Raw genomic sequence first — 20549 nt, 5'->3', positions numbered from 1 at the left:
TTAGCAGGCATTCACTTTTTCTGAATATCATTATGTTATATTATACCAATATGCGTTTTAAATGCACAACAGCTTAACATCTCCTCTACTGTGCTAAAATCTATCCACAGCAATGTGTATACATGGGCAAAGTATCATAAACCATGCCAGCACAACCTCCACTCCGACACTACCTTTAACAGGATTCTAACCCATGACAGTCGATGAAGCTCTCGCCATTGTCGAAACAGTCCTAGATGACGACGAACAGTTAAACGACGTGCAAGAGCTAATCTTCAAACAGTCCTGGGAAGGCAGACAGTCTTATGAGGAAATTGCTAAAGTTTCTAAATATGATGATGAATATATTAAAGCCGCTGGCTATAAACTTTGGAAACAACTCTCAGAAGTATTTGACGAAAAAGTAAGATTAAAGCAGTTATAAAACGATATTTACGGCGACATCAAGTGACATTACATCGAACTCAAGTAATTGGAGTTAATCTCAGTGTTGCTAACTTAAGCGGAGCAAAACTATCATTCGCAAACTTAAGTGAATCAGATTCATCAGCAGATTTACATGGTGCAATTCTATCTGATTATCATACAGTATCCGATGAAATTATCAAAGCTGAAGACGCACATAACCAGGGAATTTTGTCTAGCATAAAAGAACGGATTTATCACTGGAATGATTTGCGCTTTCACAGCCAAGAACAAGTAAAAATTGCCGAAGCCCTCGATCGCACAAACACCCTCTTTTTCCCTAACTCCAAAGCGCGCCTCACAACACCCGCAGGCCGACAAAACCAAGAACCCGATTTCCTCATATTCCACCAAGGCAAATGGGGAATTCTGGAAATATCGCATCCCGACACAGAAAAAGATGAAACGCGCGATCGACTGTTTGCATCTCACGGTATCAGCATCATCCACTACTGCGACGCTAACAGATGCACAGAAGAACCCGATCGCATTGTCCGAGAATTTTTAGACATATTGAGTCAGGGATAGGGCGAGTGGTTTTTTCATAAGGGCGATCGCATAGGGGCCCAGAAACCGGGTTTTTTACGATAAGACGCGTTGTATCCCGCAGATTCGGTAAAAAACCCGGTTTCTTTGCTTGGAGTGCGTAAGTGCATAAGGGCGATCGCACTCCGTAACAAAGTAGATTTTGCCTTGACAAATTACTCGATTTGTGATATGCACGAGTGGTGGAAATTTTTAAGGGCGATCGGGATCTACTTCTGCAAAACGGGCGATCGCGATCGATCCTAACTCATTCCCCAGCAGCTTCAGCCGATGCAGCGAATCTATCCGCTACAGCTTTGCCAATTAGCGCCACCTGACTCAGAGGCAAGAACCTAATTTTATTGACAATATCTTGAATATCTAACGGATCTGAAACTGGCTTCCCATCCAAAAATCTCAGAAGTTCTTCCAGCGAATAACCAGCTCTCGCAGCGAGCTTAGCCAAGTTTTCAGTATCAGGAACCGTATCGCCCCTTTCCCAAAGCTGAACAGCGGTAGCGGAAACGCCCAAAAGCTTACCAAACGCTCGCTGACTCATTGTTCCGCGAGCAGTTTTGATGATTTCGCTAAGTTTTTGTCTATTTTCGATGTTCACGACTCGAAGGTTACTCAACCGTATCTACCAGTCTACTTACGAAGTGATACATCAACTATATTTCCCAGACGACTCAGCCGCCGCCGCGAGTCTATCCATCACGGCTCTACCAACCACGGCTAACTCACTAATTGGTATACATTGAATTTTTTTCAGCAGATCGTTAGTATCTACCGGTTCACGCATGGGTTTGCCTTCCAGATGAGCCAGCAGCTCTTCAAGTGTAAACCCGGCCCTCACAGCAATCTGAGCCAAATTTTCTGTATCTGGGATGCTCTGACCTTTTTCCCACAACTGAACCGCAGTCGCAGAGACGCCCAGAAGCTTGCCGAATGCCCGCTGACTCATCGAACCGCGAGCTAGTTTGACAATCTCGATCAATTTTTTCTTAGCTTCTGCGTTCACGGTATCAGCCACCAGATAACCACAATTCCCAGTTTACAGAACATCAACCATACTTCCCAGAAGCTACAGCAGCAGCAGCCAGTCGCTCCATACCAGCTCGAACAATCACTGCTAAGTCACTAAGTGGCATACATTGGATTTTTTTAAGGAGCTCGTTGGTATTGACAGGTTCCGGCATTGGTTTGCCTTCGAGATGAGCCATTAACTCTTCCATCGTAAAGCCCGCTCTTGCCGCAATCTGAGTCAAATTTTTCGTATCCGGGAGTACCTGGCCCTTTTCCCAATACTGAACAGCAGACCCAGAGACTCCCAATAGCCTACCAAAAGCGCTAAAACTCAGGTCGCCACGGGCTAGCTTCACAACTTCGCTCAGTTTCTTCCTAGCTTCTGTGTCCACAGTATTAGTCACCAGATCAACACAACTCCTAGTTTACTTATCTACCAAAAAATCTGTCTTTCTTGCTTGACAGCAAAAAGTTTACCAGTTAGAGTGTAAATACTTTTGAAATCATAATTGTATTTGTAGCCAATCAGGGGCAGTAAAAATGACTCGCAAGACACGCAATACACGTCAAAGCCTTACAGCCTCCGGTTGGCTAAAACCCCAGTGCTGGCAAATCTCCAAAAAAGAAGCAGCCGAAGCCCTGAGAATGCCCGTCAACCGCATAGTGAAAGTCTACCCCAAACAACATCAGGTAATAGTTGTTTACCTGAACAAAAAAGGACAAAAATGCAGTTCCTTTTTCAGCTACAGACTATTTGCCAGATGGCAACAAGAGGCGATCGCAGCAATTGCCAGTTGTCGAAACCAGCAAATCCTAGCACCCCTAGAAGTCATTGTACAATACGACCTCGAACATTTCAAATATCCCGTCCAAAGCGCCGATGCAATTTGGGAAGCCCTACTCAACCAGATCTCCCGCGTAACAAGGGAACTGAGGCTGAGCAAACAATGCGCCTAGTCCCCCATCACTCCATCAATTAGTAGAAGCAGCCAACTCAGCCAAACGTTCCTGCTGATCCTGAGAAATGCAAGTTTGAATAATCCCCTCAATATCCCCTTCCAAAACACTATTGAGCGAGAAATTTTCCCCCAAACGGTGGTCGGTAGCCCGATTGTCCTTATAGTTGTAAGTGCGAATCTTCTCCGATCGCGAACCCGTACCAACCTGAGCCAAACGCCGCGACTTCACCTCATCCTGCTGCTCCCGCAACTTCATCTCATAGAGCTTAGCCCGCAAAATCTGCATCGCCCGCTCCTTATTCTGCAACTGACTGCGCTCCTCAGTACAGAAAATCCGAATTCCCGTCGGCTTGTGAAACAAATCCGCAGCAGTTTCCACCTTGTTCACGTTTTGACCGCCAGCGCCGCCCGATCGAGCCGTACTCATCTCAATATCCTTCGGATCGATGTGAATCTCCACATCATCAACCTCCGGCATCACAGCCACCGTCGCCGTCGAAGTATGCACCCGGCCGCCAGCCTCAGTCACAGGCACTCGCTGCACCCGGTGTACCCCCGCCTCAAACTTCAGCTTGCTGTAAACGCTGTCGCCTGTAATTTCCAGAATCACCTCTTTAAAGCCGCCCATTTCCGCCAGCGACTCGCTCACCAACTTCACCTGCCAGCCTTGAGTTTGAGCGTAACGGGAATACAGCCGCAGCAAATCTCCCGCCCAAATACTAGCCTCATCTCCGCCAGTACCCGCCCGAATTTCCAGCATAATATTCTTGTCATCGTTTGGGTCGCGGGGGAGCAGCAAAACCTTCAAATGACTTTCCAAATTCTCCAGCTTCGCCTCAAGTTCCTGAACTTCCAGCGCAGCCATTTCTTGCATATCTCGATCGCCCGCGGCTTCCTTGAGAACCTGTCGCGCGCCCACCAAATCTTCCTGAGTGGTTTTCCACAGAGCAAAAGTATCGACCACTTCCTCCAAGGACGATCGAGCTTTTGCTACACGTTGAAACTCTTGATTGTCTCTAGCCACATCCGGGTCAGCCATGCGGCGAGTCAACTCATTAAAAGTTTGCTCTACCGACTTCAATTTATCCAGCAAATAAGATTCAGCCATTGTCAGTTGTCCTTTGTCAATCGATTTTAGATTTTAGATTTTAGATTTTAGATTTTAGATTTGAAGAACAGTCGGGATAGAATCTCGATAGAACTCAACTGCCTGCATAGCGAAGTCTTCAATCTAAGCTCTCCCATCCGAGGGCGGATCGATTTTAGATTTTAGATTTTAGATTTTAGATTTTAGAACTCAAGAGCAGTTAGGATAGAATGTCGATCGAACTCTACGCGATAGAACTCTACTGCCTGCATAGCGAAGTCTTCAATCTAAAATCTAAAATCCGAGGGCGGTAAGTTGCCAGTAAAAAGAACTACTCTCAACAAACTGCGGACAAATGACAATCCGGCTACTTCTTCTTTTTGCCTTTACCAGCAGCCTTAGCAGCATCTGCTTTCGGATCTTCCATTTTCAGCGGTCCAGAGGAAGCATCTGCCTTCGGCATTTCTACCTCGGTCATGCCGTATTTCCGCATAAAGCGCTCCACACGACCTTCAGTATCAATAATCTTCTGAGTGCCAGTATAGAAAGGATGATTTCCCGACCAGACATCAACTTGAAGCTTGGGTCTAGTTGAGCCCACAGTCATCACAAGTTCCCCGTTGCAATAAACCTGAGATTCGGGATACCACTCAGGGTGAATGCCTTCTTTTGCCATTGTTTTTTACTCTCTAATTTTTGACTTTACAACCATTTTAGCTGCCGCAGGACTTGTACACCAACAACAGCACGAATTTTGCCTTATATCTGTTGGAACCAGGAATCAGGAATCGGAAATAAACTTCAAAAAAAGGCAGATAAAATCTGGATAGATAATTTTTGCCTTTTCCTTCGTCCTTCTTCCTTCTTTCCTGGATTACCGTTTCGAGTATTGAGGAGCTTTGCGAGCTTTCCGCAAACCGTACTTTTTCCGTTCTTTGGCCCGCGGGTCGCGAGTCAAATAGCCCTCAGTCTTCAGAGGCTTGCGGTTGTCCGGGTCTAATTGACAAAGTGCTCTAGCGACACCCAAGCGAATCGAGTCAGCCTGACCTGTCAAGCCACCGCCTTCGACTTTTACCAAAATGTCGTACTCATTTTCCAGACCCAAAGTTTCCAGAGGGGCCTTAGCCAGAGCCAAATAAGTAGGATTGAATTGCAGGTACAAATCCCCCTCTTTACCATTGACAGTCAGTATGCCAGTGCCGGGAACCAAGCGCACCCGCGCTACGGAACACTTGCGGCGGCCGGTACCCCAGTACACAGCGCGACCCGATGTATCTGTTGCTTGCATTACTCATTTCCTCCCGGAATCGTGTGAACAATTAATTCTTCTGGTTTTTGAGCTTGGTGCGGGTGGTTGGGGCCAGCGTACACCTTCAATTTAGTAAACAGTTGTCTGCCCAGAGAAGTGTGAGGCAGCATTCCTCGTATAGCTTCTTCGACAATTCTTTCGGGCAAACGTGCTTGCAATTTGGCAAAAGTTTCTGTTTTCATCCCGCCCGGTCTTCCAGAATGGCGGCGGTAGATTTTCTGCGTGCGTTTTTTGCCAGTAACAGCGATTTTGTCCGCATTGATGACAATTACGAAGTCGCCGGTATCCATAGAAGGAGTGTAAGTCGGTTTGTGTTTCCCCCGGAGGTACATGGCAACTTCTGTTGCCAGACGGCCCAGCCGCTGGTCAGCGGCATCGACCACGTACCACTTGTGCTCTAGGGAGTCTTGAGTAGGGACGTAAGTTTTGTTCATTGTTTGTTGTTAGTTGTCTGTTAACTGTTAACTGTTGTTAGGTGTCAGTTGTCAGTTGTCAGTTGTCAGTTTTTAATTGTTAGTTGTCCTTAGTTTTTTATTAGTAGTTACCTAATGACTAATGACTAATGACTAATGACTAATGACTAATGACTAATTTTGGCTGGGTGTCGTACCAGACATCTGGGGGAAAGGGAAATTCTGAATAGCCAACCCGCAGCAGGCACAAACCTTGAGCGGGAGCGGCATATTTTACCATTTCTCGGCGTTCGTTGACCCAGATATCGGTGAAATTGTCGATCGGCCTTTCCCCGCGACCCACCTGCACCAGCAACCCCACCAGCAGCCGCATCATCCCGTACAGAAACCCGCTCGCCTGAACCTCAATATAGATAAGAGGCCCAGAACGCTGACACTCGGCCGCTTGCACGTCCACCCAGGAATGGGGGCGGGCAGAACCCGCGCGGTGGAAAGCAGCCAGGTGATGCCGCCCGATGAGCGGTGTCAAAGCTGTCTGAATCAAAGATTCATCCACAGGGGAGTGATAGCAGTGCCAAGCAAAAGGACGCACAAACAAATTAGGGGTCGGGTCTGTATAAAGGGTGTAGCGATAGCGCCGCCAACTGGCTGAGAACCGAGCGTGCCAGGTAGGTTCCACCTTTGCCGAAGCTCGAATTAAAATATCTTTTGCCAGTCGAGAGTTGAGAACGCTTGCCCAGCGGTGAGCCGGAATTGGGCCGTGGGCATCAAAATGCGCTACTTGAGCAGCAGCGTGAACTCCTGCATCGGTTCTCCCAGCAGCGTGCAGCGTTACCGGGCGTTCCAGAACAGTCGATATTGCTGTTTCAATTTCTTCTTGTACTGTACGCTGGTTCGGCTGTCGCTGCCAACCGTGAAAGTTAGTGCCGAGGTATTGGATCACCAGAGCAACGCGCTGTATCGATTGGGGATTTTCGATTGGGGAGTTTGGATTGTCAGTCATAAATCACAAATCTCCAACCCAAAATGGAATTAAACCAGTTCAACGATCGCCATTTCGGAATTGTCTCCTTGACGGGGGACTGTTCGTACTACGCGGGTGTAGCCCCCGTTGCGCGAGCCGTACCGTTCTTGTGCCGCCTCAAACAAGGCGTGTACTAACTGTTTATCGTAGATATAGCCCATAGCTTGGCGGCGAGAAGCCAAGGAGCCATCTTTGGCCAGGGTAATCATCCTGTCCGCCTCTGAGCGCAGCGCTTTGGCGCGGGCGAGAGTGGTAGTGATTTTACCGTGGCGGATTAATTCGGTGGTCAGCGAGCGCAGTAGGGCGCGGCGCTGGTCAGCCGGTTTGCTCAGTTGGGGAACGCGACAGCGGTGACGCATAGCAGTTGGTAATTGGTAATTGGTAATTGGGCGCCGGGATAGATAGTCTGCGAACTCGGGGGGTGAATTCTTTAACTTAAAAACTCACCTACTTAAAATTCAGAACTTTTTTACCCGTTACCCGTTGATTAACTTTTAGCTGATTTTTCCTGTGGCAAGGTAATGCCCAAGCGTTTTTGTAAAGCTTCAATCACTTCTTCTGCGGACTTCTGCCCGAAGTTCTTGATCTCGAGCAAGTCTTCTTGGGTATAATCCAATAAGTCTGCAACTGAGTTGATCTGAGCCCGCTTGAGGCAGTTGTAAGCCCGGACGGACAACTGCAATTCTTCGATCGGAATTTGGCTGGTAGGATCGGCTTCACCGGGATACTCTGGTTTGAGAGAATCTTGGGTGATGTCTTTGAGAGGTGAAAATAAATCTACCAGGATGTTTGCAGATTGACTCAAAGCTTCTTGAGGAGTCACGCTGCCATCAGTCCAGATTTCCATAATCAGCCGATCTTTCTCGACCGTCCCGCCTACCCGAGCATCTTCAACGCTGTAGTTGACTCTGCGAATCGGCATAAAGATGGCGTCAATTTGGAGAAAATCCAAAGCCGATCCATCATCGCGACTGCGGTCTACTGCTCGGTATCCGATGCCTTTTTCAATTCTGAATTCCATTTCCAGAACTGAGCCTGGGGAGAGAGTTGCAATGTACTGGGATCGATCGATCAATTCCACCTCTGAGGGCAAATCGAATCTATCGGCCGTAACTGTGACGGGCCCCTCAATCCGCAACCTGCCGATTTGTGGCTGCTGAGAATGAGTTTTGAGGACGACCTCTTTCATGTTCAGGAGAATTTCTAGAACATCCTCACGTACCCCTTCGATCGTGGCAAACTCGTGATTGACGCCCGCGATTCTGACTGAAGTTACTGCTGTTCCTTCCAAATTTGACAGCAGAACTCGCCGAAGCGCATTCCCAACAGTTGTTCCTTGACCGCGATCAAGCGGTTCCAGGACAAATTTTCCGTACTGACTGCGGTCTTTGTCAGTGTTAGACTCTATACATTCAATTTGAAACTGCGCCACGGAGTGACCTCCCTTTTCCACTTTGGATTTTTGATTTTGGATTTTAGATTGCAGAGCATACCCCTGAACGGATTTCGGATTTTGGATGGACGGGGCAACAGTTAGAACCATTAGTTTTTGACTTTAAGCAGTTAGCCATTATCCAAAATCTAAAATCTAAAATCTCAAATCGTTTTAGACTCTACGCCGCTTGGGAGGGCGACAGCCGTTGTGAGGAATTGGGGTAACATCTCTAATCAGGGTGATTTCCAGTCCCGCCCCTTGCAGCGCCCGGATTGCAGTTTCTCTACCTGCTCCAGGCCCGCTCACCATTACTTCTATTTGGCGCATTCCTTGGTCGTTGGCTCTGCGGGCAGCACTTTCTGCTGCTGTTTGAGCGGCAAAGGGAGTTCCCTTTTTAGCTCCTTTAAAACCGCTGGAACCTGCCGATGCCCAGGATATCACTTCGCCGTTGAGGTCGGTAATAGTTACAATCGTGTTGTTAAAGGTAGACTGGATGTAGCCTACCCCATTGGGTACATTCCGTTTCTGCTTTTTTGCACCAGATTTCTTGCCTGTTTGTTGTCGCGCCATATTAGTCTCTTTAACGTTTCTCTCAACTAATGTCCCGAAGCGCTAGGAGCCAGCAGCCCCCAGCGTATTTTTCCCAAAAAGATGTTACTTCTTGGAAGGTGCCTTTTTCTTGCCCGCAACTGTTCGGCGGACGCCACGACGGGTTCTGGCGTTGGTACGGGTTCGTTGTCCCCGCACCGGCAGACCCAAACGGTGACGCCGACCGCGATAAGTTCCGATGTCCATCAGGCGCTTGATGTTCATTGACTCCCAGCGCCGGAGGTCTCCTTCGATTTGGTATGTGGTTTCTACATGAGCCCGCAGAGCTGTCACGTCGGCCTCTGTTAAATCCTTGACGCGAGTGTCAGGATTTACGCCTGTTGCAGCGATAATTTTTTGGGCCCGCGACAAGCCTATTCCGTAAATGTATGTCAGACCTATTTCGACGCGCTTATCGCGTGGAAGGTCTACCCCGGCAATCCGTGCCACACTTTTTGTCTCCCTAGTTTTCCTGTTTGGCTACAATGTTCAATTAGGATGCACCTGCGTGCAGTGCCCAATCTTCTTTTTTTCTAACCTTGGCGTTGTTTGTGTTTCGGGTTAGTGCATATCACCATCACTCGACCGCGACGGCGGATGACGCGACATTTCTCACAAATTTTTTTGACAGATGCTCGAACTTTCATCTTTCTTCCTGCCTGGAGAACCCCGCTCTACCGGATAGCAGGCACGCTGGGACTGCCCGTAGAGCGGTGGGAGGAGAGGCTGGGCAAGGTGTAGGCCTCTCCTCGATTAAATTGTATAAAGTGCGGGTTGTTTCATGAAGGAGCCCGCTTGCACCCACTCCCATTGCTGGGTAAAGTTCGCCTGCGCCAGAGTGTTGGCGAGCCATACTTTTACGGTGTAACAATGACTTAACCCGGTACACCGGTGGGTTGTTGACGCCCTTCTCGGCAACACTACAAACGTAGCATTATAGCATAAATTTGAAGCTTTTTACCAAATTCTCTCTAATTAAACTTAGAATTAGTTTTTAGAAAGTTTTATCTAAGCCTATTTTTTCCGAAGGCGATAAGTAATCCTGCCTTTGGTCAAGTCGTAGGGAGTCAATTCGACTTTGACGCGATCGCCAGGCAGAATTTTGATGTAGTTGCGACGGATCTTGCCGGAAATGTGAGCCAGCACGTTAAACCCATTATCTAGGTCAACGCGAAACATCGCATTGGGCAGGGATTCCGTCACTGTCCCTTCCATTTCAATTAAATCTTGCTTAGACAATTTGGTATTTACCTCAACTCTACATTTGATTAACTAGGAGTGTCCCGCTGTTTGCCTTAAAACCTATTTACTGGTAGGAGTCAAACGGGAAGGGGGGCAAAAATTCGGGCGACTCGATCGACTTCTTGACTCAACCAACCGCTCGCTTTAGCTTTACTTGAGTAAAGTTGTGGCAATTAGTATCGAGTTCAATCCGGTCTCTAGCAACCCTCACAAAACCTGATAGCACAAAAAGCTCCTAGTTAACATATCTTAGCAAAAGCTTGTGAGTAACAAGCTGTGTTGAGAGGGTTCAAGAGTCGCGCGAGAGAGCTTGTTGCAGTTCTGCTGTGACTAATTCCATCGCTCGATCGCCATCAACCGCAACTAACTGTTGGCGGCCGCTGTAAAAATCTATCAAAGGCTCAGTTTGCTCGCGATAAACTTGCAATCGGCGGCGGATCGTCTCCTCATTGTCATCTTGACGCCCCCGCGACAGCAGGCGAGCCACCAAAACATTGTCAGGAACGTCCAAATTGACAGCTCTGAGAGCGCAGTCCTTTCCAGACGTACTTCCTTCAACATCGCAGAGCAGTTTGTCAAAAAAAGCTGCCTGCGCGACTGTGCGGGGAAAGCCGTCGAGAATCCAGCCAGCACGAGCATCTGGCTGATTCATACGTTCTTGCACGATATCCATCAATACCTCGTCAGGAACCAACTCTCCTCGATCCATGTAGGATTGTGCCTTTTGACCCAAGTCGGTTTTCGCTACCACGCAGGCGCGCAGGATTTCGCCCGTAGAAATGTGGGGTATTTTCCAGAGAGCGGCTAAGAGCTGAGCCTGAGTTCCCTTTCCGGCCCCTGGAGGCCCCATAAAAATCAATTGCATTGCGATTACTTCACCATTCCTTCATATCGTTGGGAGATGACGTAAGTTTGAATTTGCTTAGCAGTTTCGATCGCCACACCTACTAGAATCAGTAGGGAAGTTGCGCCAAAACCTCTAAAAGTTTGCACACCGATCGCGCTTTCTACAGCAGTTGGTACAATGGCCACCAGACCGAGAAAAATCGCTCCCAAGAAAGTCAAACGGTTCAAAACCTTCTCCACATAATCACTCGTTTTCTGACCCGGACGAATTCCAGGAATGCTGGCGCCCATTTTCTTCAAGTTCTGAGACATATCTACGGGGTTGACAATCAACGAAGCGTAGAAATAGCTAAAGAACAGAATCAAAGTCAGATAAAACAGCGCGTAAGCCCAAGGAGCCGGCCCGTCTGGCCTCAAAACATTAGCAACTTGAACCAAAAACGGGTTATTGAGAGACTGAGCCAGGAAAGAAGGCACAATCAAAACCGAAGATGCAAAAATAATCGGCATCACTCCGCCTTGATTCAACCGCAGAGGCAAATAGCTGCGACTTTCCCGGTAAACTTTGCGGCCGACTTGGCGGCGGGCAGAAATAATCGGGATGCGACGAGTACCTTCCTGAACGAAAACAATCCCGACAATCGTCACCAAAAAGACCAGCAGCAGAACGACTACGCGGCCGACAACTTGCGTGTCCCCGCTTTGAGCCAATTCAAAAGTTTGTCCCAAAGAGCGCGGCAAAACCGACACAATGTTGATAAAAATCAGTAGCGACGCTCCGTTCCCGATACCTCGTTCCGTCACCACTTCCGATATCCACATTACAAACATTGAGCCTGCTGTCAGAGCCAAAGCAGTTTGTGCTATGAATAAAGGCGATGGAGATTGAGCAAAAGGGCTGACCCAAATCGCAATGCCAATACTTTGGAGAATGGCCCAGCCCAAAGAAACGTAGCGAGTAATTTGAGAAATCTTGCGTCGCCCTGCTTCTCCTTCATTTTTCTGCAAGTCTTCTAAGCTTGGCAGAGCCGCAGTTAGAAGTTGCACAATAATTGAAGCATTAATGTAGGGCAAAATCCCCAACGCGAAAATCCCCAAAGCTGACAAGCCGCCTCCTGAGAACAAATCCAGAAAGCCAACTAAAGGGCTATTTTGAACGTTTTGGGCAAAGGCGACTCGATCAATGCCGGGGACTGGCAAGTGGACACCCAGGCGTACTAAAATCAGTAAGCCAAGGGTTACGAGGATGCGGCCTCGTAAACCAGCAGCTTGAGCCATCTGCATGAACGTCTCTTGTGCAGTTGGCGCTTTCTCTCTACTAACGTCCATAGTTACGATTTTGGATTTTAGATTTGGGATTTTCGACTAAATCATTTTCTGATAGCAAGCTTGAGGATTTGAGATTTGGACAGACTCTCAAACCTCAAATCTTCACGCAACTAATTCGCAACTTCCGCCTGCCGCTTCAATTTTGGTGCGAGCACCTGCGGTAAAAGCCGAGGCGCGCACTTGCAAAGGCACATTCAGTTCGCCATCTCCTAAGATTTTTAGCGGCCCGTTGTCTGTGTTGACAATTTTTGCTTGGATCAAAGACGTGAGAGTAACTTCTGTGTTTGCTGGCAGCGATGCTAATTTACTTACATTAATGGTAGTGTACTCTTTCCGGTTCACTAGAGGGAAGCTTTTCAACTTGGGGAGACGGCGGTAGAGAGGATTTTGACCTCCTTCAAAACCGGGTCTAGTGCCGCTACCGGCTCTAGATTTTTGACCGCGCATCCCTTTGCCGGAGCTCGCGCCTTGACCGGCAGAAATACCTCTGCCCAAGCGTCGGGGGCGCTTTTGGGAGCCTGCTTTGGGTCGGGCGTCTTGCAATCTCATAGTTTTAGTAATTGGTAATTGGTAATTGGTATTTAGAGAGGGGGTACGCAGTAGTTTTGAGTGCGTGAGTTTTAAGTGGCGGCTTTTTTTATTTTCACCGCAAGCACTTAACACTCAAAACTTACAGTTTCCCATTCTCGCGTGCCCTAACCGTAGAGATTTTCTACTGGAATTCCGCGCTCTTGAGCAACTTCGGACAAGGTGCGGAGGGTGGAGAGGGCATTGACTGCGGCTCGGGCGTTGTTTAAGGGATTTCCAGAACCTAGCTGTTTGGCTAAGATATTGCGGACTCCTGCTAGTTCGAGAACAGTTCGCACTGCTCCCCCTGCAATTACACCGGTTCCCGGGGCTGCCGGCCGCATCATCACTTTAGCTCCGCCACCGTCACCGTTGATGGGGTGAGGGATGGAGTTAGATTTGGTGAGGGGGACTTCAATTAAGTGCTTTTTGCCGTCAGCGACGCCTTTTTTAACGGCACCGATTACGTCGCTAGCTTTGCCGACTCCTACTCCAACTTGACCGCGTTCGTTGCCGATAATGACTATGGCGCGGAAGCTGAGTTTTTTACCACCTTTGACTACTTTGGTAACGCGCCGAATCTGAACAACCCGTTCTTGCCATTCGGATTCTTTTTCGCGCCCTTTGTTGTTGCTGCTGCTTTTTTTCTTGTTGCGCTGTTCTTTTTGTTCTGCCATAGTTTTGTTCTTTGGGAATTGGGGATTAGTAACTGGTAGTTGGAAATGAGAAATTAACAATTAGGAATTAAGAATTTTGTTGTATATTCTTTTTTCCTTCTTCCTTCTTCCTTCTTCCTTCTTCCTTCTTCCTAAAAGTCTAACCCCGCTTCGCGAGCTGCTTCTGCGAGGGCTTTGACACGACCGTGATAGAGGTTGCCCCCCCGATCGAATACGACTTTGACTATGCCAGCGCTGGAACAGCGTTTGGCAATCAACTGACCGACTTGCACGCTCGCGGAGCAGTTGCCGCCAGAACTGAGAGTTGACTTCAATTCGGGATCGAGGGTTGACGCGGCGGCTAAAGTGTGCTGGGCGGTGTCGTCGATTACTTGAGCGTAGATGTGCTGATCTGAGCGAAATACCGCTAGTCTGGGACGTTCGGAGGTGCCGAACACCTTGCGCCGAACACGGCGGTGTCTGCGCTGGACTGATTCTTTGCGAGTAAGCTTCATGGTTACTTCTTACCTGTTTTGCCTGTTTTACCAGCTTTGCGCCGGACGACTTCGCCGCTGTAGCGTATGCCTTTGCCCTTATAGACTTCGGGCGGACGCACCGCGCGGATGCGGGCTGCTGTATTGCCTACGAGTTCTTTGTCAATGCCGGAGACAATGACGTTGGTGTTGCCTTCAACTGCCATTGTGATGCCTTCTGGAGGGGGCATTTCAACGGGTTTGCTGTAACCGACGTTTAAAATCAGGTTCCGTCCTTGAACCTGTGCCCGATAACCTGTGCCGATAATTTCGAGACGCCGCTGAAAACCTTGGGATACACCTTCGACCATGTTGGCCACTAGGGTGCGGCACAAGCCGTGCAGTTGTCGGGCGACGCGAGATTCGTCTCGGCGGGTAACGAGTAAAGTCTCGCCTTCAATTCCCATGAGGATTTCGGCTGGGATAACTCGGGAAAGTTCACCTTTAGGGCCTTTGACGGCTACTTTTTGACCGTCTAGGGTGACGGTGACTTTCGTGGGGATGCTAATCGGACGCTTGCCAATTCGCGACATAGTTTTTTGTCCTTTGTTTTTAGTTATTAGTCCTTGATTATTAGTGCTTAGTTATTAGTCCTTAGTGATTGATTTTTGAGTCTGTTGCCAACGACCAGTGACTAATGACTAATGACTAATGACTACCAAACATAACAAAGCACTTCACCGCCCAAACCTTGGCGTCGAGCTTCTCTATCCGTCATAATGCCGCTGGAGGTGGAAATAATGGCAATGCCAATTCCGCCTAATACTCTGGGCAATTCTTTACGGTTCGAGTAAACGCGCAGTCCTGGTTTGCTGACTCGCTTAAGTGCCGTGATAATGGGCTTGCGAGTTTTACCTTTGTACTTTAGAGAAAGCACTAAATGTCGCTTGACCCCTTCTGCTTCTGCTTCTTCAAATTCGCCGATGAAGCCTTCACTTTTGAGGACTTGGGCGATGCTGCGGGTCATTTTTGTAGCTGGAATTTGCGTTGTTTGGTGGCGCGCCATGCAAGAATTGCGAATGCGCGTCAACATATCTGCTATGGTATCGTTAGCTGCCATCTTTTGCTTCTTACTCTAGTGCTTAGTTGTCCCGGAACGGCATTCCCATTTCTTTAAGCAAGGCGCGTCCTTCTTCGTCGGTGTTTGCTGTGGTGATAATTGAAATGTCCATGCCTCGAATTTGATCGATGCGGTCATATTCTATTTCTGGAAAAATTAGCTGTTCTCTCAGACCCAAGCTGTAGTTTCCGCGCCCGTCGAAGCTTTTGGGGCTGATGCCGCGGAAGTCGCGGATTCGGGGGAGTGCGAGGTTGATCAGCCGATCGAGAAAATCGTACATCCGATCGCCGCGCAGCGTCACCATAACGCCGACGGGTACTCCTTTGCGGATTTTGAAGCCTGCGATAGCTTTTTTCGCCCGTGTCACCACTGGTTTTTGCCCGGTGATGATGCTAATTTCGTTGATCGACGAATCGAGTGCCTTAGCGTTTTGAGATGCTTCTCCCAAACCGCGGTTCACTGTGACTTTGACGAGTTTGGGAACCTGATGGATATTAGTATATTTAAACTGATCCATCAGTGTGGGAACGATTTTTCCTTGATAAAGAACTTTGAGTTTGTCCGGCATAGTTTTTGTGTTTCGTTAACTGTCCCTGGGCTTGGTCAGGGAATTTGTCGATTGTCCATCCCACCGATGTTAGTTGTTAGTTATGAGTTAAAAAGTCACTTGTCAGAAGACGGACTAATGACCGATGACTGATAACAAATCACTATTGATCGATGATTTCTCCAGTTTTTTTGAGCTGTCGCAGTTTCCGGCCGTCTTCGCTAAATGTATAGCAAACGCGGCTAGCTATTTTTTCTTTTTCGGAATAGTGCATGACATTTGAGCTGTGAATGGGAGCCTCAAACGTCAGTATTTTCCCGGACTCTCCCTCTTGCTGGGGCTTGACGTGCTTTGTTCTGATGTTTACACCTTTAACAATTACTTTGCTGACTTTAGGATATGTCTTTAAGATTTCTCCGACTTTTCCTTTCTCTTTGCCAGTAATTATTTGCACGGTGTCGCCTGCTTTGACGTGCATTCTGTAGCGCTGCGGCTCGCTAGTTGGTTTACCCTTTTTTCCGTACATTTTAAAGTACCTCCGGGGCTAAGGAAACGATTTTAGTAAAGTTTTTATCGCGCAATTCGCGGGCGACGGGGCCGAAGACGCGAGTGCCTTTGGGGTTGCCGTCTACGTTGATAATAACGGCGGCGTTATCGTCAAAACGAATGCTCATGCCGCTGTCGCGGCGCAAACCTTTGCGGGTTCTGACAATGACAGCCCGAACGACATCTGATTTTTTGACGGCCATATTGGGGATGGCGTCTTTGACGACGGCAATGATGACATCGCCGACTCCGCCGTAGCGACGGTTGCCGCCTCCCAATACGCGGATGCACATCAGTTTGCGGGCTCCGCTATTGTCGGCGACATTGAGGTATGTCTGGGGTTGAATCATGGTGATTGTTGACTGTTAACTGTTGACTGTTAACTGTTGACTGTTAACTGTTGACTGTTGACGACTAATTGATTAATCAAGTACCGATCGGGCGAGCGCGAGATCGCAATTAACTCTTAGCCGTTTTTTGTCCCAAAAATCTCAGCAACCGTCCAACGTTTGGTTTTGCTCAGTGGGCGAGTTTCAGTGATGCGGACGCGATCGCCCGATTTGCACTGATTTTCTTCGTCATGAGCTTTGTACCGCTTGGTGCGGACTACGATTTTGCCGTATTTGGTGTGGGAGGAGCGGTTTTCGATTGCTACCACGACGGTTTTATCCATCTTGTCGCTGACTACTACGCCAACTCGTTCTTTAATTGCCATAGCTACCTATTTTTGTTGTGCAATTGACTGTTTTTAGCTACTGTGCGATCGTCGGCTCGGCTGCTTCTGACTCTTGGCTGACTGCTGCGGTTGCAGCAGGCTGTGCTACCTGTTTAGATGCGGCTAATTTTTCGGCCGTTTCTTTCTCAGCAACGATTTGGCGCTCGCGTTCAACTGTCATCAATTGAGCTAGCCGGTGTTTGGCGTGCTTGAACAGGTGAGGCTTTTCCATGCGGCCGGTAGCTTGCTGGAGCCGCAATTCCATTAGTTGGCGCTTGACGGCTAAAATTTGCTCTGCTACTGCAGCATCGCTTAATTCTCTAGCTTCTTTAATCTTGGTCAAAGACATAATTGTGTGCTTTCTCGTTAGCGAGCGGTATGACAGAAGACAGAATTGTCTCGCTTGGCTGAAGGTCGAAGGAAAGAAAAGTTATGAAAGCCAGATTTTAAAATGCTGTAGCCGTTTAAAATGCTGATTAAGACAGACCTAATTCTACCTTCGCTCTTCGCTATGACTGGCCTTCTTCGCGAGTGATGAACTTGGTTTTAATTGGTAATTTGAAAGATGCCAAACGCATGGCTTCGCGGGCAGTTTCTTCACTTACTCCGCCAATTTCAAACATTACCCGGCCCGGTTTGACCACGGCAACCCAAAACTCGGGTGAGCCTTTACCAGAACCCATCCGGGTTTCTGCTGCGCGCTCGGTGACTGGTTTGTCGGGAAAAATGCGAATCCAGATTTTGCCACCCCGGCGGATATAGCGGGTCATGGCGCGGCGTCCGGCTTCTATTTGGCGGGAAGTAATCCAGGCGGGTTCGACGGCTTGGAGCGCGAAGTCCCCAAAGCTAACTGTATTGCCGCGGGTGGCAATACCGCTCATTCGCCCGCGCTGTTGTTTGCGGAATTTCGTTCTTTTAGGGCTTAACATGGCGAAAGGGAGTTGGGTAATTGGTAATTGGTAATTGGTAATTGGTGATTGCTAATTGCTAATTGGTTTGGAACAACTCACACTTAACAAGTGACAACTAACAGTTAACAATTAGCTAGCCTTCGTTCGATCGATCTTCAAAGTTCTGGCGGCGGCGCTTTTGTTTGGTGCGGGGCACTGCGGCATTTGGTGCAGCCTCTTGTTCCTGTCCGGGAATAATTTCGCCTTTGAAAACCCAAACTTTAATGCCCAGAATACCGTAGATGGTTTGAGCAGTGCAGTAGGAGTAGTCTATGTCGGCCCGCAGCGTGTGCAAGGGGACTCTTCCTTCCCGTGTCCATTCGGTACGGGCAATTTCTGCACCGTTGAGGCGTCCGCTGACTTGAATTTTGATGCCTTGGATGCCGACTTTTTGGGCGCGGGTGATTGCTTGGCGGACTACTCGGCGGAAGGATACGCGCCGTTCTAGTTGCTGAGCGATGTATTCTGCGATCAGTGTGGCATCGGCATCTACTCGCTGGACTTCGACGACGTTGATGCGGATTTGGCGGTTGCTACCGAGTTGCTGCTGCAAACCGACGCGCAAGGTTTCGATGCCTGCTCCGCCGCGGCCTACGACAACGCCTGGTCTGGCGGTGAACACTTCTAGGTCGATTTGATCGGCTTTCCGCTCAATTCTGACCGATGAAATGCCAGCATTGCTGAGGGTTTTACGAACGTACTTGCGAATTTTATAGTCTTCTTGCAAGAGTTCTGGATAGTTTTTGGGATCAGCAAACCAGCGAGAGCGGTGCTCTTGGGTAATGCCGAGGCGAAAACCAATTGGATGTATTTTTTGGCCCATAATAGTTGATGAGTTAATTGGTAATTGGTAATTGGTAATTGGTAATTGGTAATTGGTGATTACCGATTTTTTTCAACTTTAAGCTGTTTATTACCTCTTACGTTTTTCCCTGGTTTAGTTTTCTAGGAGCGGAGCTACTACTACGGTAATGTGACAGGTTGGCTTGCGGATTTGGTAGGCGCGACCTTGAGCGCGGGGTCTAAAGCGTTTGAGGACTGGGCCTTGGTCTGCGTAAGCTTGAGACACTACTAGCTTGGATTTATCCAATCCTGCGTTGTGTTCGGCGTTGGCTACTGCCGATCGCAAAACTTTGACGATTGGTTCGCAGGCGCGGTAGGGCATGAATTCGAGTAAAATCAGCGCTTCTTGGTAGCTTTTGCCACGAATTTGGTCGAGGACTCGGCGCACTTTGAAGGGGGATGTCCGGATGTAACGGGCGATCGCCTTAATTTCGGATGTGGTATCTATAACCATTTCGATTTGGGTAATTGGTAATTGGTAATTGGGAAAAAGGTAATTGGTAATTGGGAAAAAGTTTGTCCGATTACCTATTACCTGTCACCTAATTCGGCTATCTTTTTGCCTTTTTATCACCACTTTTCGCGTGACCTCTAAAGGTGCGAGTGGGGGAAAATTCTCCGAGTTTGTGACCTACCATTTGGTCGGTGAGGTAGACTGGTACGTGCTGTCTGCCGTTATGAACGGCGATCGTGTGACCTACCATTTGGGGCAGGATTGTGGAAGAGCGCGACCAAGTTTTAATTACTTGTTTTTGGCCTGCGGCGTTGAGTTTTTCGATTTTTGTCATCAGAGCATCTGCGACAAAGGGGCCTTTTTTTAGCGATCGAGACATGATTTTTTTAGTAATTCAGGAGTCATTAGTCAGCTTTTACCAGTCATTGGTCATCAGTCCTCAGTCATTAGTTAGCAGTTAATAACTAAGCACTGAAGACTGCTGACTGATGACTAGCTTTGTCTGCCGCCCTTGCCACGCTTGGAAGATTTGCGGCGGCGGCGGACTATTAAAGCGTCGCTGCGCTTGTTTTTGCGTCGAGTTTTTGCACCCAATGCTGGTTTACCCCAAGGAGTGACAGGCCCCGGACGCCCAATAGGAGCTCTGCCTTCGCCACCGCCGTGCGGGTGGTCTACCGGGTTCATGACGCTACCGCGAACAGTTGGTCTGCGACCTTTCCAGCGGGTGCGGCCTGCTTTACCCAGGCTGATGTTTCTGGCGTCGGTGTTGCCGACTTGACCGATGGTGGCGTAGCAGTCGGCGCGGACTTTGCGCTGTTCGCCGGATGGCAGTTTGAGGGTGACGTAGCTACCTTCTTTTGCCATTAGCTGAGCGCTGGAGCCGGCGGAGCGAACGATTTGTCCGCCTTTTCCGGGTACTAGCTCGACGTTGTGGATGCTGGTACCGAGGGGAATGTTCTTCAGGGGGAGGGCATTACCGATTTCGATCGGCGCGTCTGGGCCTGAGACAATTACTGTACCGACGTTTAAGTTGAGCGGGTGCAGGATGTACCGTTTTTCGCCGTCTTTGTAGAACAGGAGGGCGATGCGGGCGTTGCGATTGGGGTCATATTCGATCGCCTTGACGGTAGCGGGAATGCTGTGTTTGTCGCGGCGGAAGTCGATGTCTCTATACAACCGTTTGTGACCGCCTCCCCGGTGGCGACAGGTGATGACGCCTCGGTTGTTGCGGCCTTGTTTGGTGTGCTTGTTGCTGGTTAGAGACTTTTCTGGCTCTGATTTGGTAATTTCAGCAAAGTCCGAGACGGTTTGTTCTCGGGTGCTGGAGGTATAAGGTCGGTAAGAACGGATGCCCATAATCGATCTATTTTAGATTTTGGATTTTGGATTTTGGATTTGACGTTGATAGATTTTAGATTTTAGGTTGAAGA

The 20549-nt window shown here is 48.5% G+C and carries 35 protein-coding genes; 4 read left to right on the top strand and 31 right to left on the bottom strand.

The annotated features are described in order from the left end of the window. Positions 1 to 193: 193 nt before the first annotated feature. From QUB37_RS07050 to QUB37_RS07040, 3 genes are all read left to right on the top strand, one after another. Entirely contained in the window at positions 194 to 424 is a 231-nt protein-coding gene (locus QUB37_RS07050) for a hypothetical protein (RefSeq protein ID WP_333160400.1), read from the top strand. 23 nt (positions 425 to 447) lie between these two features. Then, on the top strand, positions 448 to 993 hold the full coding sequence (locus QUB37_RS07045) for a pentapeptide repeat-containing protein (protein ID WP_333160398.1): 546 nt from the start codon (positions 448 to 450) through the stop codon (positions 991 to 993). A gap of 114 nt (positions 994 to 1107) precedes the next feature. Then, positions 1108 to 1257: a hypothetical protein gene (locus QUB37_RS07040; protein WP_333160396.1), complete on the top strand. Its 150-nt coding sequence runs from the start codon at positions 1108 to 1110 to the stop codon at positions 1255 to 1257. 1 nt (position 1258) lies between these two features. Here the strand turns inward: QUB37_RS07040 and QUB37_RS07035 are convergent, their stop codons facing one another. The 3 genes from QUB37_RS07035 to QUB37_RS07025 are packed head-to-tail and all read right to left on the bottom strand — an operon-like array spanning position 1259 to position 2420. Further along, entirely contained in the window at positions 1259 to 1606 is a 348-nt protein-coding gene (locus QUB37_RS07035) for a helix-turn-helix transcriptional regulator (protein WP_333160395.1), read from the bottom strand. 51 nt (positions 1607 to 1657) lie between these two features. Further along, the gene (locus QUB37_RS07030; RefSeq protein ID WP_333130221.1) at positions 1658 to 2023 is read right to left on the bottom strand and encodes a helix-turn-helix transcriptional regulator; all 366 of its coding nucleotides are present in this window, start codon (positions 2021 to 2023) and stop codon (positions 1658 to 1660) included. Positions 2024 to 2054: 31 nt separating this feature from the next. Beyond that, positions 2055 to 2420, bottom strand: coding sequence for a helix-turn-helix transcriptional regulator (locus QUB37_RS07025; protein ID WP_333057801.1), 366 nt, complete (start codon positions 2418 to 2420; stop codon positions 2055 to 2057). 136 nt (positions 2421 to 2556) lie between these two features. Between QUB37_RS07025 and QUB37_RS07020 the strand changes: the two genes are divergently transcribed. Then, positions 2557 to 2973: a hypothetical protein gene (locus QUB37_RS07020; RefSeq protein ID WP_333160393.1), complete on the top strand. Its 417-nt coding sequence runs from the start codon at positions 2557 to 2559 to the stop codon at positions 2971 to 2973. Positions 2974 to 2988: 15 nt separating this feature from the next. Here QUB37_RS07020 and prfA read toward each other — a convergent pair whose 3' ends face one another. From prfA to rplB, 28 genes are all read right to left on the bottom strand, one after another. Beyond that, on the bottom strand, positions 2989 to 4083 hold the full coding sequence (gene prfA, locus QUB37_RS07015) for a peptide chain release factor 1 (RefSeq protein ID WP_333160391.1): 1095 nt from the start codon (positions 4081 to 4083) through the stop codon (positions 2989 to 2991). 346 nt (positions 4084 to 4429) lie between these two features. Further along, complete coding sequence (gene rpmE / locus QUB37_RS07010) at positions 4430 to 4738, bottom strand: 50S ribosomal protein L31 (protein WP_333057796.1); 309 nt, start codon at positions 4736 to 4738, stop codon at positions 4430 to 4432. Between the two features lie 198 nt (positions 4739 to 4936). Beyond that, positions 4937 to 5350 carry a 30S ribosomal protein S9 gene (gene rpsI, locus QUB37_RS07005; protein WP_194067224.1) on the bottom strand — a complete coding sequence of 138 codons (414 nt, stop codon included), beginning with the start codon at positions 5348 to 5350 and terminating at the stop codon, positions 4937 to 4939. Continuing rightward, positions 5350 to 5805: a 50S ribosomal protein L13 gene (rplM, locus tag QUB37_RS07000; RefSeq protein ID WP_015178725.1), complete on the bottom strand. Its 456-nt coding sequence runs from the start codon at positions 5803 to 5805 to the stop codon at positions 5350 to 5352. Before rplM ends, rpsI begins: the two co-directional genes overlap by 1 nt. 139 nt (positions 5806 to 5944) lie before the next feature. Then, a complete protein-coding gene (gene truA / locus QUB37_RS06995) occupies positions 5945 to 6787 on the bottom strand; it encodes a tRNA pseudouridine(38-40) synthase TruA (protein WP_333160389.1) in 843 nt (280 codons plus the stop codon). Between the two features lie 29 nt (positions 6788 to 6816). Then, a complete protein-coding gene (gene rplQ, locus QUB37_RS06990; protein ID WP_006634978.1) occupies positions 6817 to 7167 on the bottom strand; it encodes a 50S ribosomal protein L17 in 351 nt (116 codons plus the stop codon). 128 nt (positions 7168 to 7295) lie between these two features. Next, a complete protein-coding gene (locus tag QUB37_RS06985) occupies positions 7296 to 8240 on the bottom strand; it encodes a DNA-directed RNA polymerase subunit alpha (protein WP_333057810.1) in 945 nt (314 codons plus the stop codon). A gap of 174 nt (positions 8241 to 8414) precedes the next feature. Then, positions 8415 to 8813: a 30S ribosomal protein S11 gene (gene rpsK, locus QUB37_RS06980; protein ID WP_006634980.1), complete on the bottom strand. Its 399-nt coding sequence runs from the start codon at positions 8811 to 8813 to the stop codon at positions 8415 to 8417. 84 nt (positions 8814 to 8897) lie between these two features. Next, on the bottom strand, positions 8898 to 9281 hold the full coding sequence (rpsM, locus tag QUB37_RS06975) for a 30S ribosomal protein S13 (RefSeq protein WP_006634981.1): 384 nt from the start codon (positions 9279 to 9281) through the stop codon (positions 8898 to 8900). An 83-nt stretch (positions 9282 to 9364) separates the two neighbouring features. Beyond that, positions 9365 to 9478 carry a 50S ribosomal protein L36 gene (gene rpmJ, locus QUB37_RS06970; RefSeq protein ID WP_015178722.1) on the bottom strand — a complete coding sequence of 38 codons (114 nt, stop codon included), beginning with the start codon at positions 9476 to 9478 and terminating at the stop codon, positions 9365 to 9367. A gap of 367 nt (positions 9479 to 9845) precedes the next feature. Next, a complete protein-coding gene (gene infA / locus QUB37_RS06965; protein WP_006276978.1) occupies positions 9846 to 10070 on the bottom strand; it encodes a translation initiation factor IF-1 in 225 nt (74 codons plus the stop codon). A 292-nt stretch (positions 10071 to 10362) separates the two neighbouring features. Then, on the bottom strand, positions 10363 to 10938 hold the full coding sequence (locus QUB37_RS06960) for an adenylate kinase (protein ID WP_333160387.1): 576 nt from the start codon (positions 10936 to 10938) through the stop codon (positions 10363 to 10365). Positions 10939 to 10943: 5 nt separating this feature from the next. Then, the gene (gene secY, locus QUB37_RS06955; protein ID WP_333160385.1) at positions 10944 to 12248 is read right to left on the bottom strand and encodes a preprotein translocase subunit SecY; all 1305 of its coding nucleotides are present in this window, start codon (positions 12246 to 12248) and stop codon (positions 10944 to 10946) included. A 102-nt stretch (positions 12249 to 12350) separates the two neighbouring features. Further along, entirely contained in the window at positions 12351 to 12797 is a 447-nt protein-coding gene (rplO, locus tag QUB37_RS06950; protein WP_333160383.1) for a 50S ribosomal protein L15, read from the bottom strand. 146 nt (positions 12798 to 12943) lie between these two features. Continuing rightward, a complete protein-coding gene (gene rpsE, locus QUB37_RS06945; RefSeq protein WP_190745441.1) occupies positions 12944 to 13492 on the bottom strand; it encodes a 30S ribosomal protein S5 in 549 nt (182 codons plus the stop codon). A gap of 131 nt (positions 13493 to 13623) precedes the next feature. After that, positions 13624 to 13986: a 50S ribosomal protein L18 gene (rplR, locus tag QUB37_RS06940; protein ID WP_333101803.1), complete on the bottom strand. Its 363-nt coding sequence runs from the start codon at positions 13984 to 13986 to the stop codon at positions 13624 to 13626. 2 nt (positions 13987 to 13988) lie between these two features. After that, positions 13989 to 14537 (bottom strand): 50S ribosomal protein L6, encoded by a 549-nt coding sequence (gene rplF / locus QUB37_RS06935; protein WP_333039622.1) that lies wholly within the window; start codon positions 14535 to 14537, stop codon positions 13989 to 13991. A 122-nt stretch (positions 14538 to 14659) separates the two neighbouring features. Then, positions 14660 to 15064 (bottom strand): 30S ribosomal protein S8, encoded by a 405-nt coding sequence (gene rpsH, locus QUB37_RS06930; RefSeq protein ID WP_190657976.1) that lies wholly within the window; start codon positions 15062 to 15064, stop codon positions 14660 to 14662. A 22-nt stretch (positions 15065 to 15086) separates the two neighbouring features. Beyond that, the gene (gene rplE / locus QUB37_RS06925) at positions 15087 to 15632 is read right to left on the bottom strand and encodes a 50S ribosomal protein L5 (protein WP_333082089.1); all 546 of its coding nucleotides are present in this window, start codon (positions 15630 to 15632) and stop codon (positions 15087 to 15089) included. A gap of 142 nt (positions 15633 to 15774) precedes the next feature. After that, on the bottom strand, positions 15775 to 16137 hold the full coding sequence (rplX, locus tag QUB37_RS06920; RefSeq protein ID WP_242719707.1) for a 50S ribosomal protein L24: 363 nt from the start codon (positions 16135 to 16137) through the stop codon (positions 15775 to 15777). A gap of 1 nt (position 16138) precedes the next feature. Beyond that, positions 16139 to 16507 (bottom strand): 50S ribosomal protein L14, encoded by a 369-nt coding sequence (gene rplN, locus QUB37_RS06915; protein WP_006634991.1) that lies wholly within the window; start codon positions 16505 to 16507, stop codon positions 16139 to 16141. A gap of 116 nt (positions 16508 to 16623) precedes the next feature. Beyond that, positions 16624 to 16872, bottom strand: a complete 249-nt coding sequence (rpsQ, locus tag QUB37_RS06910; protein ID WP_006634992.1) for a 30S ribosomal protein S17 — start codon at positions 16870 to 16872, stop codon at positions 16624 to 16626. A gap of 37 nt (positions 16873 to 16909) precedes the next feature. Then, positions 16910 to 17221, bottom strand: coding sequence for a 50S ribosomal protein L29 (gene rpmC / locus QUB37_RS06905; protein ID WP_333160381.1), 312 nt, complete (start codon positions 17219 to 17221; stop codon positions 16910 to 16912). Positions 17222 to 17381: 160 nt separating this feature from the next. Next, a complete protein-coding gene (gene rplP, locus QUB37_RS06900; RefSeq protein ID WP_333039615.1) occupies positions 17382 to 17801 on the bottom strand; it encodes a 50S ribosomal protein L16 in 420 nt (139 codons plus the stop codon). Between the two features lie 115 nt (positions 17802 to 17916). Then, complete coding sequence (rpsC, locus tag QUB37_RS06895) at positions 17917 to 18645, bottom strand: 30S ribosomal protein S3 (protein WP_242719701.1); 729 nt, start codon at positions 18643 to 18645, stop codon at positions 17917 to 17919. 114 nt (positions 18646 to 18759) lie between these two features. Continuing rightward, entirely contained in the window at positions 18760 to 19119 is a 360-nt protein-coding gene (gene rplV / locus QUB37_RS06890) for a 50S ribosomal protein L22 (RefSeq protein ID WP_333160378.1), read from the bottom strand. Positions 19120 to 19216: 97 nt separating this feature from the next. Then, the gene (rpsS, locus tag QUB37_RS06885) at positions 19217 to 19498 is read right to left on the bottom strand and encodes a 30S ribosomal protein S19 (protein ID WP_006634997.1); all 282 of its coding nucleotides are present in this window, start codon (positions 19496 to 19498) and stop codon (positions 19217 to 19219) included. A gap of 113 nt (positions 19499 to 19611) precedes the next feature. Further along, complete coding sequence (rplB, locus tag QUB37_RS06880; protein WP_333039612.1) at positions 19612 to 20475, bottom strand: 50S ribosomal protein L2; 864 nt, start codon at positions 20473 to 20475, stop codon at positions 19612 to 19614. Positions 20476 to 20549: the final 74 nt, after the last annotated feature.

Origin of the sequence: Microcoleus sp. AT3-A2 (assembly GCF_036705685.1) — a bacterium.
Classification (GTDB): domain Bacteria; phylum Cyanobacteriota; class Cyanobacteriia; order Cyanobacteriales; family Microcoleaceae; genus Microcoleus.
This window is presented reverse-complemented; position numbering and strand designations above follow the sequence as displayed.

Excerpts from the sequence above, each read along its gene's own strand:
- rpsQ (WP_006634992.1), bottom strand. The coding sequence starts at position 16,872 with ATGGCAATTAAAGAACGAGTTGGCGTAGTAGTCAGCGACAAGATGGAT.
- rpmE (WP_333057796.1), bottom strand. The coding sequence starts at position 4,738 with ATGGCAAAAGAAGGCATTCACCCTGAGTGGTATCCCGAATCTCAGGTT.
- rplE (WP_333082089.1), bottom strand. The coding sequence starts at position 15,632 with ATGCCGGACAAACTCAAAGTTCTTTATCAAGGAAAAATCGTTCCCACA.
- rpsE (WP_190745441.1), bottom strand. The coding sequence starts at position 13,492 with ATGGCAGAACAAAAAGAACAGCGCAACAAGAAAAAAAGCAGCAGCAAC.
- rplP (WP_333039615.1), bottom strand. The coding sequence starts at position 17,801 with ATGTTAAGCCCTAAAAGAACGAAATTCCGCAAACAACAGCGCGGGCGA.
- secY (WP_333160385.1), bottom strand. The coding sequence starts at position 12,248 with ATGGACGTTAGTAGAGAGAAAGCGCCAACTGCACAAGAGACGTTCATG.
- prfA (WP_333160391.1), bottom strand. The coding sequence starts at position 4,083 with ATGGCTGAATCTTATTTGCTGGATAAATTGAAGTCGGTAGAGCAAACT.
- rpsI (WP_194067224.1), bottom strand. The coding sequence starts at position 5,350 with ATGCAAGCAACAGATACATCGGGTCGCGCTGTGTACTGGGGTACCGGC.
- rplM (WP_015178725.1), bottom strand. The coding sequence starts at position 5,805 with ATGAACAAAACTTACGTCCCTACTCAAGACTCCCTAGAGCACAAGTGG.
- rpsK (WP_006634980.1), bottom strand. The coding sequence starts at position 8,813 with ATGGCGCGACAACAAACAGGCAAGAAATCTGGTGCAAAAAAGCAGAAA.
- rpsC (WP_242719701.1), bottom strand. The coding sequence starts at position 18,645 with ATGGGCCAAAAAATACATCCAATTGGTTTTCGCCTCGGCATTACCCAA.
- rplX (WP_242719707.1), bottom strand. The coding sequence starts at position 16,137 with ATGTACGGAAAAAAGGGTAAACCAACTAGCGAGCCGCAGCGCTACAGA.
- rplN (WP_006634991.1), bottom strand. The coding sequence starts at position 16,507 with ATGATTCAACCCCAGACATACCTCAATGTCGCCGACAATAGCGGAGCC.
- rplV (WP_333160378.1), bottom strand. The coding sequence starts at position 19,119 with ATGGTTATAGATACCACATCCGAAATTAAGGCGATCGCCCGTTACATC.
- rplR (WP_333101803.1), bottom strand. The coding sequence starts at position 13,986 with ATGAAGCTTACTCGCAAAGAATCAGTCCAGCGCAGACACCGCCGTGTT.
- rplB (WP_333039612.1), bottom strand. The coding sequence starts at position 20,475 with ATGGGCATCCGTTCTTACCGACCTTATACCTCCAGCACCCGAGAACAA.
- rpmC (WP_333160381.1), bottom strand. The coding sequence starts at position 17,221 with ATGTCTTTGACCAAGATTAAAGAAGCTAGAGAATTAAGCGATGCTGCA.
- rpsH (WP_190657976.1), bottom strand. The coding sequence starts at position 15,064 with ATGGCAGCTAACGATACCATAGCAGATATGTTGACGCGCATTCGCAAT.
- rplF (WP_333039622.1), bottom strand. The coding sequence starts at position 14,537 with ATGTCGCGAATTGGCAAGCGTCCGATTAGCATCCCCACGAAAGTCACC.
- rpmJ (WP_015178722.1), bottom strand. The coding sequence starts at position 9,478 with ATGAAAGTTCGAGCATCTGTCAAAAAAATTTGTGAGAAATGTCGCGTC.
- truA (WP_333160389.1), bottom strand. The coding sequence starts at position 6,787 with ATGACTGACAATCCAAACTCCCCAATCGAAAATCCCCAATCGATACAG.
- rplO (WP_333160383.1), bottom strand. The coding sequence starts at position 12,797 with ATGAGATTGCAAGACGCCCGACCCAAAGCAGGCTCCCAAAAGCGCCCC.
- rpsS (WP_006634997.1), bottom strand. The coding sequence starts at position 19,498 with ATGTCTCGATCGCTAAAAAAAGGCCCCTTTGTCGCAGATGCTCTGATG.
- rplQ (WP_006634978.1), bottom strand. The coding sequence starts at position 7,167 with ATGCGTCACCGCTGTCGCGTTCCCCAACTGAGCAAACCGGCTGACCAG.
- QUB37_RS06960 (WP_333160387.1), bottom strand. The coding sequence starts at position 10,938 with ATGCAATTGATTTTTATGGGGCCTCCAGGGGCCGGAAAGGGAACTCAG.
- QUB37_RS07020 (WP_333160393.1), top strand. The coding sequence starts at position 2,557 with ATGACTCGCAAGACACGCAATACACGTCAAAGCCTTACAGCCTCCGGT.
- QUB37_RS07050 (WP_333160400.1), top strand. The coding sequence starts at position 194 with ATGACAGTCGATGAAGCTCTCGCCATTGTCGAAACAGTCCTAGATGAC.